This window comes from Catenulispora subtropica, assembly GCF_039531675.1.
Classification (GTDB): Bacteria; Actinomycetota; Actinomycetes; order Streptomycetales; family Catenulisporaceae; genus Catenulispora; species Catenulispora subtropica.
Genome location: NZ_BAAAQM010000055.1, coordinates 1 through 17,838, shown reverse-complemented (window position 1 = coordinate 17,838; position 17,838 = coordinate 1). Strand labels below are relative to the sequence as shown.

Genomic DNA, 17,838 nt, shown 5'->3' with positions numbered 1-17,838 from the left:
TAGACAAGACGCGAACATCTGGTTACCCGGACATGTCTGTGCGTCGAGAGCGCTCTCCGAGTCCCGATAGTCGAACCGGTGACATGCGGTGTCAAGGGGAAACCGGTTCCGGAACTGGTTTCGGAACCGGTTCCGGAACAAGCCAGAGCCCTGACCTGCGGTGATCTCCGGGACCCCCGCCGGAACCGGTGACGTGACCGGTTTCGGAACCGGTTCCGTATTGACAGGCGGCAACGCGGGCGCAACAGTTCACCCCGAAGAGCGCTCTCCGCGCATGGATCCACCCCCACATTCCTCGCTAGGAGAGCCATGACTCCTGTTCCCCGCACAAGACCCGCGGCGTTGCTCGCCGCGTTCGTCCTATTGGTGGCCGGGCTGCTGACACCCGCGATGTCGTCGCGGGCGCATGCGGCGACGTGCGGAACCACCAACCTGGCCGCGAACCGGCCGGCGACGGCGTCCTCCACCGAGAGCGGCGCGTTCCCGGCGTCGGCGGCGGTCGACGGCGACACCGGCACCCGCTGGTCGTCCCAGTTCTCTGATCCGCAGTGGATCCAGGTCGACCTGGGCAGCACGCAAGCGATCTGCCAGGTGGTCCTCACCTGGGAGACCGCGTCCGGTAAGGCGTTCCAGATCCAGATCTCGAACGACGCCGCCACCTGGACCAGCATCTACTCCACGACCACCGGCCCCGGCGGCACCCAGAACCTCGCCGTCTCCGGCAGCGGCCGCTACATCCGCATGTACGGCACCGCCCGCAACACCGGCTACGGCTACTCCCTGTGGGAGTTCGCCGTCTACGGCGGCACCACCGGCCCGCCGCCGCCCCCCACCGGCGGCGACCTGGGCTCGAACGTGATCGTCTTCAGCCCGACGATGGCGCAGTCCTCGATCCAGGCCACCCTGAACTCCATCTCCGACCAGCAGGTCCCGAGCGAGTTCGGCACCGGCCGCTACGAGCTGCTGTTCAAGCCGGGTACCTACGGCTCGGCCGCCGACCCGCTGATCTTCACCGTGGGCTTCTACACCGCGGTCGCGGGCCTCGGCCAGAACCCCGGCGACGTGGTCATCAACGGCACCGTCGACACCTACAACCAGTGCTCCGGCGGCACCTGCAACGCCACCACCAACTTCTGGCGCTCCCTGACCAACCTGACGGTCAACGTCATGGGCATGTCCGGCTGCCAGAACGGGAACGACTTCTGGGCCGCGTCCCAGGCCGCCCCCATGCGCCGCGTGCACTTCAACGGCGACGTCAGCCTGATGGACTACTGCGTCGGCGGCCCCGGCTACGCCAGCGGCGGCTTCATCGCCGACTCCCAGTTCACCGGCGGCACGGTGACCAACGGCTCGCAGCAGCAGTACCTCACCCGCGACACGGCCCTGGACGGCTGGAGCAACGGGGTGTGGAACCAGGTGTTCTGCGGCGACCCCGGCGCCCCCGCGCAGAGCTTCGCGACGAACAGCGGCCACAGCGGCGGCCCGCCGCCGTACACGACGCTGGCGACGTGCCCGGTGACGAAGGAAGCGCCGTACCTGTATCAGGACTCCGGCGGGAACTACCGCGTGTTCGTGCCCTCGCTTCGGACGAACTCCAGCGGGCCGACGTGGACCAGCGGCGCGACGCCAGGCTCGTCGCTGGGGCTGGACACGTTCTACGTGGTGCAGCCGTCGTCGAGCGTGGACACGATCGACGCCGCCCTGGCCGCGGGCGACAACCTCCTGTTCACGCCGGGTGTGTACCAGCTCGACAAGACGATCACGGTGACGCGGCCCGACACGCAGATCGTCGGCCTCGGCTTCGCCACGCTGGTGCCGACGGCCGGGAACGTGGCGATGTCGGTGGCCGACACGAACGGCGTGACCGTCAGCGGCCTGATCTTCGACGCGGGCACGACTTCGTCCCCGTCACTGCTCCACGTCGGCACCACCCCGGGGACGAACCACGCGCCCGATCCCGTGACGATCGACGACGTCTTCTTCCGCGTCGGCGGCGCCACCACCGGCACCGTCACGACCCCGCTGATCGTGGACAGCAGCGACACCATCCTCGACGACACGTGGATCTGGCGCGCGGACCACGGCGTCGGCGGCGGCTCGTGGACGTCGGACCAGAGCCCCACCGGGCTGGTCGTCAACGGCGACCGCGTGACGGCTTACGGCCTGGCCGTGGAGCACTTCCAGGGCGACGAGACCGTGTGGAACGGGCGACACGGGACAGTGGTGTTCTTCCAGAACGAGAACCCGTACGAGGTGCCGAGCCAGGCCGCGTGGATGGCCGACTCGACGCAGAAGGGGTACCCGAGCTTCTACATTCCGAACTCGGTGACGTCGTTCCAGGGGTACGGGATGGGGAGTTACTCGTACTTCAACCAGGGCATTGACATCCATAACGCGATGGCGTTCCAGGTGCCGAACACGTCCGGGGTGCAACTCCACGACATCTTGACCGTGTTCCTGAACGGATCGGGAGGCATCGACTCGGTGGTCAACGGGACCGGAGGGGCGGTGTACTCCGGGAACGGGGGGCCGGCGAACGTGGTGACGTACCCGTAAGGGATCCTCGGGGTCGCGCAGCGATGCGCGACCCCATTTCGACGTTTCTAGCCCTGGGGCTGCGCCTGCCCGGCGACGACGAGCCCCGACTCGTACGCCAGCACCACCGCCTGAGCCCGGCTCGACAAGTTCAGCTTCGCCATCGCCCGGTTCAGGTGTGTCTTCACCGTCCCCTCGCTGACCACCAGCCGTTCGGCGATCTCGCCGTTCGACAGGCCCGCCGCGACGAGTCGCAGGACGTCGGTCTCGCGAGCCGTCAGCGCGGCGAGCGCCGCACGCTCCGCAGACGACGGCGCGCCGGCCGCGCCTTCCGGCAGCCGCGACCGTGGCACCAGCGGCGCCCCCGCCGCTCCGGCTCCCGCCCCTGCTCCGGCCCCGGCCCCGGCTCCCACGGGCACCCGCCCCGCGCCGGCCTCGGCGCCGATCCCCATGACGTACGCCTGCACCAGCCGCCGCGTCACCGTCGGGGAGAACAGGGTGTCGCCGTCGGCGACCGCCTTCAGCGCTGCCAGCAGGCGCTCAGGTGGGGTGTCCTTCAGCACGAATCCGTCCGCTCCCGCGCGGAGGGCCTGGTACACGTACTCGTCCAGGTCGAAGGTCGTCAGGATGAGGATGCGGGGTGGTTTCTCGCGGCCGGAGGCGAGGATGCGGCGGGTGGCGGCTATGCCGTCCATGTCCGGCATGCGGATGTCCATCAGGATGACGTCCGGTTCGGTGCGTTCGGCCATGGCGACGGCTTCGGCGCCGTCGCCGGCTTCGCCGACGACCTCGTAGCCGGGGGCGGCGCGGAGGATGGCCGCTATGCCGGCGCGGATGAGTATCTGGTCGTCGACGATCAGAACCTTGACCATGCGTCCCGCCGCCTTCTGTTCCTCGGCGACCGGTGTCGCCGCCTGCCTCGCCGTCCGCACGTTACCGGACTGTCATGTACTGGTGTTGGTAAGCGTCTGAATCCGGTCAGACCGTTCCGTTCTCGGTCCACTGGGTGGTGTTGTCGCTGGAGCTGCACGGTCCTTCGCCGACGGTGCCCGCCGCCGTCTTCAAGCACTGCCCGTCGGCGGCGTTCTGAAACTCGGTGGAGGCGCCGGAGCCGCCGGTCTTGGACCAGAACTGGGCGGTGGAGCCGGTGCAGGGGCGGACGCTCACGGTGCCGCCCGCGCCGCCGGTGAGGCACTGGCCGGTGCTGCCGTTGACGAGCTCGAACTGGCCGGTCACGGCGCCGAGGATGCCGGTCAGCGGCACCGTGTACTCCCATCCCTGCGTGCGGTCCGAGGCGCAGCTCTGGTGGCCGGCCGTGCCCGAGCCGGACGGCTGCGCGAGGCAGTCGCCGCTCTGGGCGTTCCGGAACCGATGGTATGTCCCCGGCAGCTGCGGCCCGGAGGAGCTCGCGGTGGAGACCGGGGGTGGTGGGGCCGACACGCTGGCGGGGGCGCTGGTGCTGGACAGCGGGGCGTGCGACGGTGGGGAGCTGGACGAGTGGTGTGCCGAGGAGGTGCTGGACGTCGCGTGGGTCGCCGACGTCGAGGTCGTGGCGTGCGGTGCCGAGGTGCTCTCCGGGCCGGCGCCGGAGCTGGTCGGCGGCGCCGGGTTGGCGGCGGCGGCGTCGCGCGGGGCGCCCGAACCCTGGGACGAGATCACCGCCCATCCCGCGCCGGCGACCAGGGCGACCCCCGCCGCGATGATCAGCGGCTTCCGGCTTCGTGACTCGCCGCTGCGCGCGCCGCGTTCGCCGCGGCCACCGCCGCCGGCGCTGCCGCCGTTGCCACCACTGCTGCTGCGGTTCGCCCCGCGGCGGCCGCCTGCGGCCGCGCGGCCCGCCCGGTCTGCCCGGTCCGCCCCCGCACTGTCCTCCCGGTCCGGGCGCACCATCGTGTCGTCAGGTCGCGGCGGGTAGTGCTCGGAGGCCGAGTACACGTACATCTCGTCGGTCATGTCGGCCGCATCGGCTATGTCGGTGATACCGGCTACCCCGGCCGTTCCGGCTGCCCCGGCTATCCCGGCCATCCCGGCCATCCCGGCCGAACGGTGCGTGGCGGACGAAGGCCCGACCACCGCGGGATGTCCCCCAAGCCCCGCCGAGGGCGTCGTCCCTTCCCGGCGCGGTCCCGGCACGTCGCCCATCGCCAGTGCCGCCGACCCGCCGTCGGGTATCAGGGCACGCAGTTCCCGCGCGAACGCGGCGGCGTCGGGGAACCGGTCGTGCGGCTCCTTCGCCATGGCCCGCTCGATCGCGTCGGCCAGTCCGGGTATCCCGGGGCAGTCGGCGCGCGGCGCCGGCTCGCTGACCGTCCGGAACATGGTGGCCCGCACGTCCTGCCCGTTGCCGCCGAACGGGGGCCGGCCCATGAGCAGTTCGTACAGCGACGAGGCGAGCGCGTAGATGTCGGACGCGACGCTGGGCACGCCGCGTGTCATCAGTTCCGGGGCGGCGTGCTGCGGCGAGAAGATGTCGAGCACGGACCCGGAGGCGCTGGAGTCCAGCAGGCAGGACACCCCGAAGTCGGCGAGCGCCGGTTCGCCGTAGCGGGACACCAGGATGTTGTTCGGCTTCACGTCCCGGTGCAGCACCCCGAGTTCGTGCGCGGCGGCCAGCGCGTCGGCGATCTTCGCTCCGACGGCGGCCGCCTGGGCCGGGGTGAGTGTGCCTCGCCGGCCGAGCCACTCCTTCATCGACCCGCCGTCGTACAGGTCCATGGCGAGGAAGGGCCGTCCGGAGGCGGTGGTGCCGGTGTCGAGCACGGTGACCACGTGCGGGTGGCCGCTGAGCTTGCCGGCCAGCCGGACTTCGCGGTCGAAGCGGCGGCGAGTGTCCTCGTCGGGTCCGGCGACCGTCAGGACCTTGACGGCGACGGCGCGGTCGACCGATTCCTGCACGGCTCGGTAGACGACGCTGAAGCCGCCGTAGCCGATCTGCACCAGGTCCCGGTAGCCGGGCACTTGTTCCGGCGCCGCCAGGAAGGCGTCCGGGTTGGCGGACGGGGCGGCCCCGCGCGGCCTCGGCGGTTTCCGGGGCGGCCGGGCCGGTCCGGGCGGCCCGGGGGGTGTTCCCGGGGCCGCGGCTTCGGGGAGCGCGGTGTCCGTCGATCCGCTACGGCGTGTCATCGCTTGTTTCCTGTCCGTTCCGACGACAAAACACGACGAGGCGGTGGCGTGGCGGCACGCCCGCTCCGTGCCGCCACGCCACCGCCGTCGCCGGGGGTGGGTGCTTGCTGTTCAGTTCGATCCGATCAATCGCTCCGTACGGCGCCCACGTCTTCGCGGGGCCCTACAGACCGCTGGTGAGCCCGCCGACCAGCGGGCCGACCACCGGCAGCGAGCCGACGACCGGGAGGCCGCCGCTGCCGGCCGAGGTGATGTTGCTGAGTATCCCGGCGACCTGCTGCTGCAGGTCGGTCAGGGTGGCGCGGACCTGGTCCAGCTGGTTCTGCGCGGTCGGCCACACGCTGTTGCTGAAGATGGACGCCGCCGGGCCGGCCCAGACGTTGGGGTCGGTCAGGGCCAGGCCGTGCGAGGTCACCTGGGACAGCACGTCGCCCAGCGGGCCCTGGAGGAGGTTCATCAGCTGCGTGATGTGCAGGTGGGCCTCGGCAGTGACCTTGACGGTCCCGTCGCTCATCATGGTGCTCCGTATTCGTTGAGGTGGTTCGGGTGGTTCCGCGGGCCCGCCGTCCTGTGCGGGCCCGCGAGCTTGTGGGGGTCGCCCCCGCCGATGTCGTCCGGCGGCTGCTACGGGTAGAACGCTATGCCGGGCGGCTCCGGCGGTCGTCTAACGAGCGGTGTATCTCTGCGCTACCGCGTGCGTTGTAGAGGTCGTAGAAGTCTGCGGACGTTGCCAACACCAGTTGTACGCCCTCGGCCTGGCCGTCCCCGACGAGGTAGCCGCGGCCGGGCAGGGCCCCCATCCGGTGCTGCCGCGGCAGCGGTGTGCCGAGCAGATCGTGGTCGAGGTCGTGGTCGGGGACGAGCAGCACGCCACAGCGGGCTTCGCGCACCTTCTGCGTCCACTGCCCGAACTGGCGGCGGACGCCGTCGTTGCGGCCGGCGGCGATGACGTGGCGGCCGGGTCCGGCCTTGGCGATGAAGCGGTCGAGGACCTGCGTGGTGTCGGTGACGGTGTCGGCGTCGTCAACCAGGAGCAGAGTCCGCTCGCCGGCGGACTCCAGGACGCGTTCCAGATCGGCGTACTCGGTACAGCCCAGGACGGGCGCGGGCAGGTCGCGCAACGGCGAGCGCCGGGGGGCGAACGCGACGACGGCCGGCGGGTCGATGCCGGTGAGCACGGAGTGCGCGACCGCCATCAGGGCACTGCTGCGGCCGGACCGGGGCGGTCCGGCGATGAGGGCGTGTTCGTGTTCGTGCAGGCGCAACATCGCGGCGGCCAGCGTGCTGTCGGTGAAGCCGATCGGGATGGACCAGGGTTCGGGGCCGGTGGCCGCGACGACGCCGGCCCGGCTCACGCGGTCCACGGGGATGCGTTCGGGCAGCAGGCGGACGGGGTTCGCGGTGCGCGTCGCGCCGGTCCAGCGCTGGGCGACGGCGGCCGCGGAGGCGGCCAGATCGGGGCCGGGGTGGCCGATCTGGACCACCTGCCGGGTCGCCGCGACGACCGCGCGGCCCGGCACGGCGGCGGGGACGGCGCGGCGCGGGATGTCGAAGTTCGCGTAGTCGCCGGCGTCGGCCAGGCGCAGCAGCAGCTTCTGCCGGCTGAGCGCGCTCCAGGCGCTCGGGATGGCGCCGGCGCGGTCGCCGGTGGCGGCGATGTGCAGGCCGACCGCGGGGCCGTCGGCGAAGATCCGCTCCAGGTCGTCGAGGACGCCCATCCCGGCGAAGTCCTTCTCGAGTTCGGAGCGGAGGGCGCCGACGTTGTCGACGAGCACGAGGACGCGCGGCGCGCCGGCGGGGTGCGGGCCGTGCGAGGCGCCTGCGGCCTTGCGCGCGTTCACCTCGCTTCGCAGCATTCTGATCAGCCGGACCTGCCGGGCCCGGTCGCCGGGGCCGATGTAGGCGCCGGTGTGCGGGAGCCGCTCGAGTCCGGCGAGGTCGCCGGAGCCGAGGTCGAGCACGTACAGGTGCTGGCGGTCCGGCGGGTTCGTCGCGGCGACCGACAGGGCGAGGGTGGCGAGCGCGGTGGTGGTGCCCGAGCCGACCACGCCGTAGATCAGCATGTTGCCGACGGCGGGGTCCCAGCCCACGGGGTACTGCGCCTGGCGGTCGGGGTCGTCGGCGAGGGCGTACGCGGCGAGGCCGGTGGCGTCGGTCTGGAGGCCGCGGGCGGCGGGGCCGAGTTCGTGCAGGGGCACCACCGCGGGCAGCGGGTCCGGCCACGGCCGCCGGGGGCGGGCGAACCCGGCGGCGTAGCCGGCGCGCTGCGCCGCCTCGACCAGCCGGGCGAGGTCGGTCGGCTGGCCGGGGGCGGCGGAGCCCCGGTCCGCGGCGGTCCCCGCGACGGTGCCGGACCGCTCCCCCGACGCCAGCGTGAACGGCAGCAGCGTCAGCGGTCCGGCGGCGGTCTCGACCGGCGTCACGCCGGTGGACAGCGCGGTCTGCACGGGCAGCACCTCCCCGGCGCCGACCCGGTAGAAGCCGCGGCCCCACTGGCGGGTGCCGATGGCGGCGGCGGCCGGGGAGTCGATGACGTCCTGCGAGTCGGCGACGCTCTCCAGCCGCAGCGCGAGGCGCAGTTTGACGTTGTTCTTGATGGCCTCGTTGACCGAGCCGGAAGGGCGCTGGGTGGCCATCACCAGGTGCATGCCCAGGCTGCGGCCGCGCTGGGCGATGCTGACCAGGGCGTCGACGAACTCCGGCAGCGCCTTGACCAGGGTGGCGAACTCGTCGATCACCACCACGAGCCGGGGCATGGGCTCCAGGGCGCCGCCGCCGGGCCCGGTCCGGCCGGAGTCGCGCAGCCGCTGGTAGTCGCGGACGTGGCTGAGGCCGACGCCGCGCAGCGCGTGCTCGCGGTGCCGCAGCTCGGCCTCCAGACAGCGCAGGGCGCGTTCCCCGAGCTGCTCGTCGAGGTCGGTGACCAGGCCGACGACGTGCGGCAGCCGCGCGCACTCGTCGAGGGCGCCGCCGCCCTTGTAGTCGATGAGCGCGAAGGTCAGGTGCTCCGGGTCGGCCCCGGCGGCCAGGCTCGCTATCAGGGTCCTGAGCAGCTCGCTCTTGCCGGAGCCGGTGGTGCCGGCGATCAGGCCGTGCGGTCCGTCGTCGTCGAGGTCGATCTCGAAGGCGCCGTGGTCGGTGACGCCGAGCACGGCCCGGGCCCGCAGCGTCGCGACCGAGGCCTGCCAGCGCCCGGCCAGCGCCGCGTCGAGCGGACCGGCCAGGTGCAGCAGCGGCAGCAGCCCGACGTGGTCCGGCAGGCCGGCGCCGACGGCCCGCACCTCCGGGTCCTCGAACCGGGCGAGCGCGCGGGCCAGGGTGCGGGCGCGGTGCCGGGTGACGCCGGCGATCAGGACCCGGTCGACGCGCTCGCCGGTGGCGACCCGGTGCAGGCGCCCGAAGCCGTCGGAGGACACGGACAGCACCTCGGTGCACAGGGCGGGCAGCCGCCGGGTCAGGACGATGCCGGAGACCGGTCCGGCCTGTCCGCCGAGCAGGTCCCGCAGGGCGCAGGGGCGGCCCTCCAGCAGGGTGGCGCCGTCGACGATGACAAGCAGGGCGGGCATCCCGGCGGCGGAGTCGCCGGGGCGGCCGGCGAGAGTGCCGCCCAGCCCGCCGGATCCACCGGGTCCGCCGAGGGCGCCGCCGGCCTCGCCGAGCTCGGTCAGCAGGCTGCGCGCGAGCGTCTCGCAGCGTTCCGCGCCGACGGCGACGTAGCGCGAGGAGCCGGTGCGGGGGTCCGCGCCGTGCGGCAGCCACTTGGTCCAGTCCCAGTCGGCGATCCGGTCCTCGTCGGCGAACACCGCGACGGCGAGGTCCGCCGGTCCGCTCCCGGCGACGGCCTGGCCCAGCAGCGACCGGGCCGCGGCCAGCGCCGCCGCGCGGTCGCCCTCCAGGCCGAGCACGCCGCGGTCGGCCAACGTCACGGCCACCGGCACCTGGCTCAGCCGGGACGCGTCGGCGACGGCGTCGGCGACCGCCTGGTCCGGCTCCTGGTCGTGGCGGCGGCCGCCGTCCACCGGCGGGGACCAGCGCTGGTCGGCCAGTCCGGCGGAGAGCCGGAGGAAGTCGGCGGCGCCGTTGCGCCGCTCCCACAGCTGCAGGCCCGGCTCGCAGGCCCGGTAGAGCACTTCGGCCGGGTCGGGGTACTCGGCGTGCAGCCGGGCCTCCTGGTCGGCGCGGCGGTCCTGGAGCTCGTCGCGGACCTCGTCCAGGCGGGCCGCGTAGTCGCGGCGGCCGCGGCGCATCCCGCCCCGGCCGCGGGCCCGGTCCTCGACCTGGGTGCCGATCATGATCAGCGGGCTGAACAGCGCGATCAACGCGAAGGCGAAGTTCTTGAGCACCACGACCATGACGCCGGCCAGGACGATCGGGCCGACGATGGTGGTGATCCGCAGCGGCTGGGCCTCGGCGCGGCGCGGCGGCTGCGGGAGCCGGACCGGCGGCGGCTCGGGCGGCGGGGCCAGGCGCGGGGCCCGGTTGAACGGCAGGGTGCCGCCGGGTCCGGCCTCGCGCGCCGGGTTCACGTACTGCACCGGGCCGAGCGCGGCGACCGGCAGCACCCGGAACGGCACCCGGCCGGCCGCGCACACCACGTCGTCCGGGCCGACGACGGCCGGGCCCTTCAGCCGCCGGCCGTTGAGGTCGGTGCCGTTGCGCGAGCCGAGGTCCCGGACGGTGACCCGGCCGTCGCGGGTGACGTCGATCTCGCAGTGCAGCCGGGAGATGTCCGGGCACTCGACGCGGATGTCGGCCTGGTCGCCCCGGCCGAGGCGGAAGCGGCCGGGCGGCAGCGGGGTGGACAGGCCGGCGTCCAGCCCGCCGACGACCCGCAGCACGAAGCCCTCGGTGGACATGGTGCCGGGATCCCAGTCGTCGGCCACCACGGTGGCGACCTCCGAGCCCATGACCAGGCCGGAGCCGTCCAGCGGGGTGCCCGGAGGCGTGGGGCGGCCGTCCACGACCAGCCCGCCGCCGTAGGAGCCGAGCGCGGAGGCCAGGTCGGCGACCACCGCGTCCGGGCGGCCGAGCCGCAGCTCCATGTCGCGTTCGACGCCCGCGTCCCGATGGACGAACCTCATCGCCATTGCCACCCAGCTTTGTTCCGCACGGTTCCGGCGCGTCGCTCGGCGTCCGCGCGGAGTCCAGCGTTCCAGGCGGGGTCGGTCCGCCGCGTTCCCCTGAGGTTGACAATCAGGGTCCGAGGTCTACCCAGCGCAGCAGGGCGCCTACCGCGGAGGTTTACACTCGTTCGGCTGAAAACGGGCGCCAAGCAGGGACAAGGCCTGGATGTGCTCCCTAGGTTGGCGGGATGCTCCGCATACGCGACGCCGCGCTGGACCGGGCGTCGAGCTCAGCGCCGGCGGCCGATCCCCTCGATCTGGCCGTCGGCGCCGCCCTGGCCTGGGTGGCGGTCGCCACCGCGGGCGGCGTCCACGGCTACCCGTGGGAGCTGAATCAGGCCGGACTGCTGCTGGCTCTCTTCACGGTCGCGATCCGGCACGGCCGGTTCCGGACGGGCATCCTCGCCGCGGTGGTCTACGCAGAACTCGTCTACAGCGAAATCCAGGAATGGGTCGGCTCGATGCTCTGGATATATCTCGGCTCCGCGGTGTGGGTCGCCGCCGTGGCGATCGTCGGCGACGGGGCGAGGAGGTTGCGGGAGAGCCGCGTGCTCCTGGCGGAGTACCAGGAGCATCTGCAACGGAAACAGGCGGACCGGGAGCAGCGCGCGGTGCTCATGGAGCGGATCCGCATCGCCCGGGAGCTGCACGACGTCACCGCGCACCACTTGTCGGTGATCGCGGTGCAGGCGGGGGTCGCGCGGTTCGTGCTGGACAAGGAGCCGGAGACCGCGGACCAGGCGCTGCGGGCGATCTCGGAGGTCGGCAGCGAGGGGCTCGCCGAACTGCGGCGGTTGATCAGCCTCCTGCGACCCGAGGACGAGGAGGCCGTCGGCACCCCCGAGACCGATCCCCCGGCGCCCGGCGTCGCCCAGCTGCCGGTGCTGATCGAGCGGGTCGGGCTGTCGGGCACGCCGTCCCGCTACACGGTGGCCGGGCGGCAGCGCCCGTTGCCGGCGGGTATCGAGCTGTGCGTGTACCGGGTGGTGCAGGAGTCGCTGACCAACGTGCTCAAACACGCGCCGGGTTCGTCGGTCGAAGTGCGGCTCGAGTACGAGGCCGAGCTGGTGCGGGTGTCGGTCGCCGACACCGGTCCGCATTCGCTGACCGGGGCGCTCGCGGCGCGGAGCCCGGTCGTCCCGGCGGCGGTGACGAAGGCGGCGCGGCACAGCGGGTCGGGGGTGGGGTTGACGGGGATGCGCGAGCGCGCGGCGTTGTACGGCGGGGAGCTGTCCGCGGGGCGGAAACCGGACGGAGGGTTCGAGGTCGCGCTGACCCTGCCGATCGACGGGATGGACTCCGATGACGCCGACCCCGCGTTAGAGGCCGCGGGCGCCGGCGGTCGGTGAGGACGTCTTCAGCCGTCGTTCCCGGCGGCGATCACGGCGGGGGCGCGTTGTTGGGGTCCACCGGGATCTCCGTCAGGTTCCCGTTGGCCACCTTGTAGAGCGTCAGCTCCCAGTCGGAGTCACTGAAGTCGAACGTCGAGTCGGCCTTGCTGAACGCGCAGTCGCGGGTGAAGGCCTTCGCGGTGTTGTCCCAGTCGGTGCCGTACGAGATGTAGGCCTCGAGGGTGGCGCCGGGCACGTTGTGCAGGTCGGTGGTGCTGCTCGCCCGCACGTAGACCGAGGCGACCGGCGTCTTGCTGCCGACCCGCGTGAGGGTGACGACGGCGTCCTCGTCGGCGGTGTGGATCGTCAGCTTGCCGGGTCCGGAGCCCTTGCGCAGCACGGTCCCAGAGGCCAGCTGCCGCTTCTGGTCCTGGATCGGCGCCGGCAGGAAGGTCAGGACGTCGGCGTAGGCCGGATCGGCCGCGGCCAGGTGCTGCGCGGCGGTGCGGACTTTGCCGGCGCCGTCCGACCGGCTGAGCGCGGCGGCCGCCGACCCCCCGGCGCACACCTTCGACCCGGCGTCCCCCTTCTCGTCCGAAGCCGCGCTGCCCAGATCCTTCAGCGCGTCGGACAGCTCGCCGCTGGCCGACGCCACGTTCCGCGGCGGGTTGTCCGGTATCTGCTGCAGCTGGCTGTTCGCGTCGTCCGCCAGCTTGTCGAGGGCGGCCGAGATGTCCTTGCCGCCCTTGGCCTTGCCGACCGCGGTGAAGTCCGGCGCCAGCACCCCGTTGATGTCGACCAGCCGCTTCTTGAAGTCGTCGACGGACAACGGCGGGGGCGCCGTCGAAGTACTCGTGGTCGGAGCCGGCGCGCTGGACGCCGGCCCGCCGGTGGCGACCGTGCCCTGATTCCCGGTGGATCCGGCCTTCGCACTACCGCCCCCCGAACATCCGGCCGCCAGCCCGGCGGCGGTGAGCAGCGTGGCGATCCCCCAGCTCGTGGATCTCCTCATGGCCATCGGCATGAGCTCCCTCCTTATGCCCCGGTCAAGCGAGGTGGCTCCGGGGCGCGCAAAGACTGTAGCCGTCAGGGCCACCAACGGACGTCCCTGATTCCAGGCTCACTCCGGGGCGGTATTAAGGGAAATCCTTTCGGCGTTGAGTCGAAAGCCTCGATGATCGAGTGGGAGCGTTCGTAACCCGTTTGCAAGACGCTGATCGACGAGGTTCATATGGCTCATCGCCGATGCCGCCCCGGCCGCCGCACCCTCGGCACCTCCACCAACCCCAGCGCCGCCAGCAGCGCCAGGGCGTCGTCGGCGTCGTGGGCGGCGCCGGCGACGTAGCGCCTGGCGCGATCGCGTTCGAGGTCGGTGTTCTCGGGGCGGGGGTCGAGGTCGATGGTGGTGGAGGTGCCGACGAAGGAGGCCAGGGTGTCGGTGCTGGTGAGAGTCATGGAGCCATCGCACCACCCGGTCCCGTCGGTGGCATCAGACATATGACGGCATCGATGACCCAATCCGGGGGCTCATCCCCGCTTGCGCAACCCGAACGGGAACCGGGGCCGCGGTGGCTGCCTGCTCTCCTCGTACGTCAGGAACTCGTCCTCGACCTGGCGTCTGCTGGACAGGATGAGCCCTCGCAACTCCTCCCACTCCTGCTCGGTCATCTCGCCCGCGGCCTGGTCGACGCAGGCGATCAGTTCGGCCCGCAGGACCGAGTCGTGGTGGTACCTGGTCTCGGCGAGCACGTACACGCCGGCGATGCGCATGAGTCCGGCCTCGCTCACGTCGAGCGGCGGCGTCTGCACCTTCGCCAGGAACGCCCGCATCGCGTCCGGATACATCAGCTCCAGGACCGAGCAGACCTGGTCCGGGTCCAGCTTCGACGCGGTCAGCAGGTCCGGCAGCAGGGCCGCCACCATGACCGCGATCATGGTCGTGGCGGTGCTGTCCTGCCGGGCGATCCACTCCAGGTCCTTGAAGTCCCGCACGGCGCGGCACCGCCGGTCCAGCTCGACCGCCTTCGCCAACGGCACGCAGCGTGCTTCGAGCCGGCGCGCGGACGGCGACGCCAGCAGACGCCGGCCGACCGTGACGTACCAGGGGATGTCCTCGGGCGTGGAGGCCGTCGCGAGCGTGTCGAGGAACCAGGCCGCGACCGCGTCGTCGTCGAGGTCCTCCAACGGCGTCGCGGTGGCCACGTGCGCCATCTCCTGAGCCGACCAGCCGCGGGGCCAGACACGGCCGAGCAGCTCGGCGTCCGGCAGCCGCACACCCCGCCGGTGGAGCACCGCGTGCAGCACCGTCGCCTGCTGGGCCGGGTCCTGCCGCGCCCGGCTGATCCAGAGCGCCTCCTGGAGCTCCGGATACGCCGCCAGCTCGACCTCGAAGGAGGCCGTGCCGCGCAGGAAGGGCCCCAACGGACCGTCGAGCGCCGCGTCCAGGCCGGCGGCGCCCCGCTCGGCCAGCTCCCGCAGGTACATCACAAAGCCCTGACGCACCGGGGGCCAGCTCCGCAGCGCCGCGCGCAGCGGATCGGCAGCGTCGTCGGTCCACCGGCCGCTCATGGCCTCCGGGACGAACACCCACCTGGTGAGCTCGACCAGGAAGTCCGTCTCCAGCTCCGGCTCCAGGCCGGTCCGGCGGGCCCAGTCCAGCAGCCGCAGCACGCCGGGCGCGGAGCCCACCGGTGCGGACTCCAGCAGGTCGCGGATCCGGGATGCGACGCGCAGGCGGACCCGCGGCGACTCGATCCGGGCCGCGGCGCTCGCCCCCGGCACGCCGTCCCGCACCCGGGCGAGCTCGATGTCGATCTGCCGGATCCGGATCTCGTCGCACAGGGCCTGGTTGCGGCCGCGCCAGGCGAGCTTGAACAGGATCGGCAGGTAGTCCTCGCCGCGCCACTGCGGTTGCTGGTTCAGCTTCAGGGCGAGGTCGTCGGCCGCGGCCGGATCCAGCCGCTCGATGCTGCGCGCGGCCCACTCGGCGACGGCGCGGTCCTCCGGCAGCGCGAGCTGGATGCCGTTGAGGGCGGCGGCCGCGGAGAGCGGGCCGTACCAGGCGTCGAACGGCGTCTCGGGCTCGGCGAGCGTCGCAGCGGTCTGCCACAGCGCGCGGGCCGCGCCGACCCCGACCCGCGCGGCCACGGCGGCCACGGCGAGCGGGCGGCCGCCGGGGACGCGGCCGGCCGGGAGGTCGAAGAGCTCGAAGGCGTGCACGAGGTCCAGCGGCAGCTCGGCCGCGGTCTCCGGCACCGTGCCGATCACGTGCATGGCGGCCAGGGCCGGCGGCTCGGCGGTGTAGGTCGCGAACGCCAGGGTCTCGGCCGCCCGGGGCGGCAGCAGGTAGGACACCGCGCCGATCCACAGCGCCACCCGGTCCGAGTCGGTCTCGACGAGCAGCACCGGCGGTCCCCATCCGGCCTGCGCGGCGGCCACGGCGGTGACGAGCAGCGGCAGCCGGTCGGCCAGCGGATGCCCGGCGAGGAAGGCCTCGACGGCGGCCGGGGTGACGCCGCCGCGCGGCAGCGGGCCGGAGTACGGCGGCAGCGTCAAGTCAGGGGACTGGCTCCGCACCCACACCGGCGAGCGCCAGGTCTCGATGGGCAGCCGTCCGCCGAGCCCTTCGGCCAGATCGGCGGCGGTGCCGGCGGCGAAGGCGTGCGCGAAGAAGTTGCCGAAGCCGCCGGAGAAGTCCCGGCCGACGTACTCGACGTTGGCCAGGATCGCCGGCGATCCGGAGATCCCGGGCCGGAAACACAGGTTCACCGGGCACTGCCGCAGTTCGTCGGGCCCGGCCGGGAACGCCTGCGAGCGAGGCGGCCGGTATCCGACCAGCGCGTGCACGTCGCGCTGAGCCTCGGCGGAGGCGCCGGGACTCAGGGCGTTGAAGCGATAGCCGGCGACGGGGCCGTGTCCCCGTTCGCTACTGGTGAAGTAGAGCTGCTCTAGTACCACGTCACCCGGCGCTCCTTGCCGTTTCCGCTGGTCCCCCGCCATCTGCTTACCCACGACGGGGTGGCGCCACCCCGGTCCGGCCCCCGGGATCGCCCTGAGGGATCTCAGCCTTCCGCCATCGCGACATCAGTCATGATCCGGCATTGTGTGGCGCGGGATTGCTTCCGCTCATGGCAGATCAGAGCTAACCTTCAACAGCATTCAACATGGAGTCTTCAGCGATACGGGCGGTCTGGGAGGACTGATGTCAGCGGATCGGCAGGTTTCGGGCGGCGGAGTGAGCCGGCGGGCGGTCCTCGCCGGCGGCGCGGCCGCGGGGGCGGTGGCCGCGGGATTCGCGGGCGCGGGGCCGGCGGCCGCGAAGGAGGCTGGAGCGGTGACGACACCAGGCGCGTCGGACGGCGCGCGGGTGCGGTTCGACCGCTGGACCACGTGGGCTGATTTCGTGTCGGGACGCTCTGAGGGCGCACTGCCGCTGCCCGGACCCCGGCTGGGCATAGTGATGGGACAGCCGGTGGGGAAGGTGTCGTACACCGACCCGTATCTCAACACCACCGCCGAGTACGAGTACGCCACGTGGACCTCGCCGTCCCGCCGCCTCGACTTCGGCGCCACGCAGCTGACCGCGCACTGGAACGCCGACACCCCGAAGGGCACCTTCATCAAGGTCGAGCTGCTCGCGACCATGGAGGACGGCCACCAGGACACATGGGTGATGGGCGTCTGGGCTCTGGGCGACGACGACATCGATCGGACGTCGGTCAACGGACAGTCCAACACTTATGCCGAGATCGACACCGACACCTGGAACGCCGGCACCGGGCACTCGATGCGCTCCTACAAGCTGCGCCTGACACTGCTGCGCCGCTCCGGAAGCCACGCCAGCCCGCGAGTGTGGCAGATCGGCGCCACGGCCTCGGCGGTGCCGAACCGCACGACTGTCCCGGCGACGACGCCCGGCCCGGCCACCGGCATCACCCTCGACGTCAAGCCCTACGCGCAGAACATCCACAAGGGCCAGTACGTGCAGTACGGCGGAGGCGGCGAGGCATGGTGCAGCCCGACGTCGACGGAGATGGTCGTCGAGTTCTGGGGCAAGGGCCCGACCACCGAGCAGCTGTCGTGGGTCGACCCGGCGTACGCCGACCCGTCGGTGGACCAGGCCGCCCGCTACAGCTACGACTACGGCTACGAGGGCACCGGCAACTGGCCCTTCACCTGCGCCTACGCCGCGTCCTACGGACTGGACGCGATGGTCGTCCGGCTCAACTCGCTCCACGAGCTCGAAGTCCTCATCGCCGCCGGCTTCCCGGTCGTGACCTCGCAGTCGTTCACCAAGGCCGAGAACGGCTACTACGCCAGCGACGGCCACCTGTGGACGGTCATCGGCTTCGACGCCAACGGGGACGTGATCGTGAACGACCCGGCGAGCAACAGCGACTCCAACGTCTACACGGTGTACCCGCGACGGATGTTCGAGACGGTGTGGCTGCGGACCACCTACACCAAGGCGAACGGGAGCCCGGGATACGGCTCCGGCGGTATCGCGTACCTGATCAAGCCGCATGACAAGGCCCTGCCCCGGGTCGTGGACCCGCGCAACCCGAGCTGGCCGTCGGACCACTGCGAGTAGGGCACATGAGCTGATTGGGGCCCCTGAAAATCCTGGGGATCGCGCTCAGGGGCCTCAATCATTGTTCCAGTGGCGGTTGGGCTGTGGTTGAAAGGCTTGATACGACCTTCGGCCATGGTGGTGAAAGTCCGCGGGG

General features: G+C 72.5%; 10 protein-coding genes. 3 read left to right on the top strand and 7 right to left on the bottom strand.

Going from position 1 to position 17,838, the window contains the following annotated elements; translation table 11 throughout:
• The first annotated feature begins 309 nt into the window (after positions 1-309).
• Positions 310-2,556, top strand: coding sequence for a discoidin domain-containing protein (locus tag ABD466_RS34840; RefSeq protein ID WP_344661505.1), 2,247 nt, complete (start codon positions 310-312; stop codon positions 2,554-2,556).
• A 47-nt stretch (positions 2,557-2,603) separates the two neighbouring features.
• Here ABD466_RS34840 and ABD466_RS34835 read toward each other — a convergent pair whose 3' ends face one another.
• The 4 genes from ABD466_RS34835 to ABD466_RS34820 all read right to left on the bottom strand — a co-directional run bounded on the left by ABD466_RS34835 (position 2,604) and on the right by ABD466_RS34820 (position 10,739).
• Positions 2,604-3,407, bottom strand: a complete 804-nt coding sequence (locus tag ABD466_RS34835; RefSeq protein WP_344661534.1) for a response regulator — start codon at positions 3,405-3,407, stop codon at positions 2,604-2,606.
• 106 nt (positions 3,408-3,513) lie between these two features.
• Positions 3,514-5,658, bottom strand: coding sequence for a serine/threonine-protein kinase (locus ABD466_RS34830; RefSeq protein WP_344661504.1), 2,145 nt, complete (start codon positions 5,656-5,658; stop codon positions 3,514-3,516).
• 163 nt (positions 5,659-5,821) lie between these two features.
• A complete protein-coding gene (locus tag ABD466_RS34825) occupies positions 5,822-6,172 on the bottom strand; it encodes a hypothetical protein (RefSeq protein ID WP_344661503.1) in 351 nt (116 codons plus the stop codon).
• A 124-nt stretch (positions 6,173-6,296) separates the two neighbouring features.
• Positions 6,297-10,739 carry a type VII secretion EssC family protein gene (locus ABD466_RS34820; RefSeq protein ID WP_344661502.1) on the bottom strand — a complete coding sequence of 1,481 codons (4,443 nt, stop codon included), beginning with the start codon at positions 10,737-10,739 and terminating at the stop codon, positions 6,297-6,299.
• A 230-nt stretch (positions 10,740-10,969) separates the two neighbouring features.
• Between ABD466_RS34820 and ABD466_RS34815 the strand changes: the two genes are divergently transcribed.
• The gene (locus tag ABD466_RS34815; protein ID WP_344661501.1) at positions 10,970-12,130 is read left to right on the top strand and encodes a sensor histidine kinase; all 1,161 of its coding nucleotides are present in this window, start codon (positions 10,970-10,972) and stop codon (positions 12,128-12,130) included.
• A gap of 31 nt (positions 12,131-12,161) precedes the next feature.
• Here the strand turns inward: ABD466_RS34815 and ABD466_RS34810 are convergent, their stop codons facing one another.
• The 3 genes from ABD466_RS34810 to ABD466_RS34800 all read right to left on the bottom strand — a co-directional run bounded on the left by ABD466_RS34810 (position 12,162) and on the right by ABD466_RS34800 (position 16,069).
• Positions 12,162-13,136, bottom strand: coding sequence for a hypothetical protein (locus ABD466_RS34810; RefSeq protein WP_344661500.1), 975 nt, complete (start codon positions 13,134-13,136; stop codon positions 12,162-12,164).
• Positions 13,137-13,348: 212 nt separating this feature from the next.
• The gene (locus ABD466_RS34805) at positions 13,349-13,567 is read right to left on the bottom strand and encodes a hypothetical protein (protein WP_344661499.1); all 219 of its coding nucleotides are present in this window, start codon (positions 13,565-13,567) and stop codon (positions 13,349-13,351) included.
• Between the two features lie 72 nt (positions 13,568-13,639).
• Positions 13,640-16,069, bottom strand: a complete 2,430-nt coding sequence (locus ABD466_RS34800; protein WP_344661498.1) for a GTPase-associated protein 1-related protein — start codon at positions 16,067-16,069, stop codon at positions 13,640-13,642.
• 244 nt (positions 16,070-16,313) lie between these two features.
• Here ABD466_RS34800 and ABD466_RS34795 point away from each other — a divergent pair, with 244 nt between their 5' ends.
• Complete coding sequence (locus ABD466_RS34795) at positions 16,314-17,702, top strand: C39 family peptidase (protein WP_344661497.1); 1,389 nt, start codon at positions 16,314-16,316, stop codon at positions 17,700-17,702.
• Positions 17,703-17,838 lie beyond the last annotated feature (136 nt).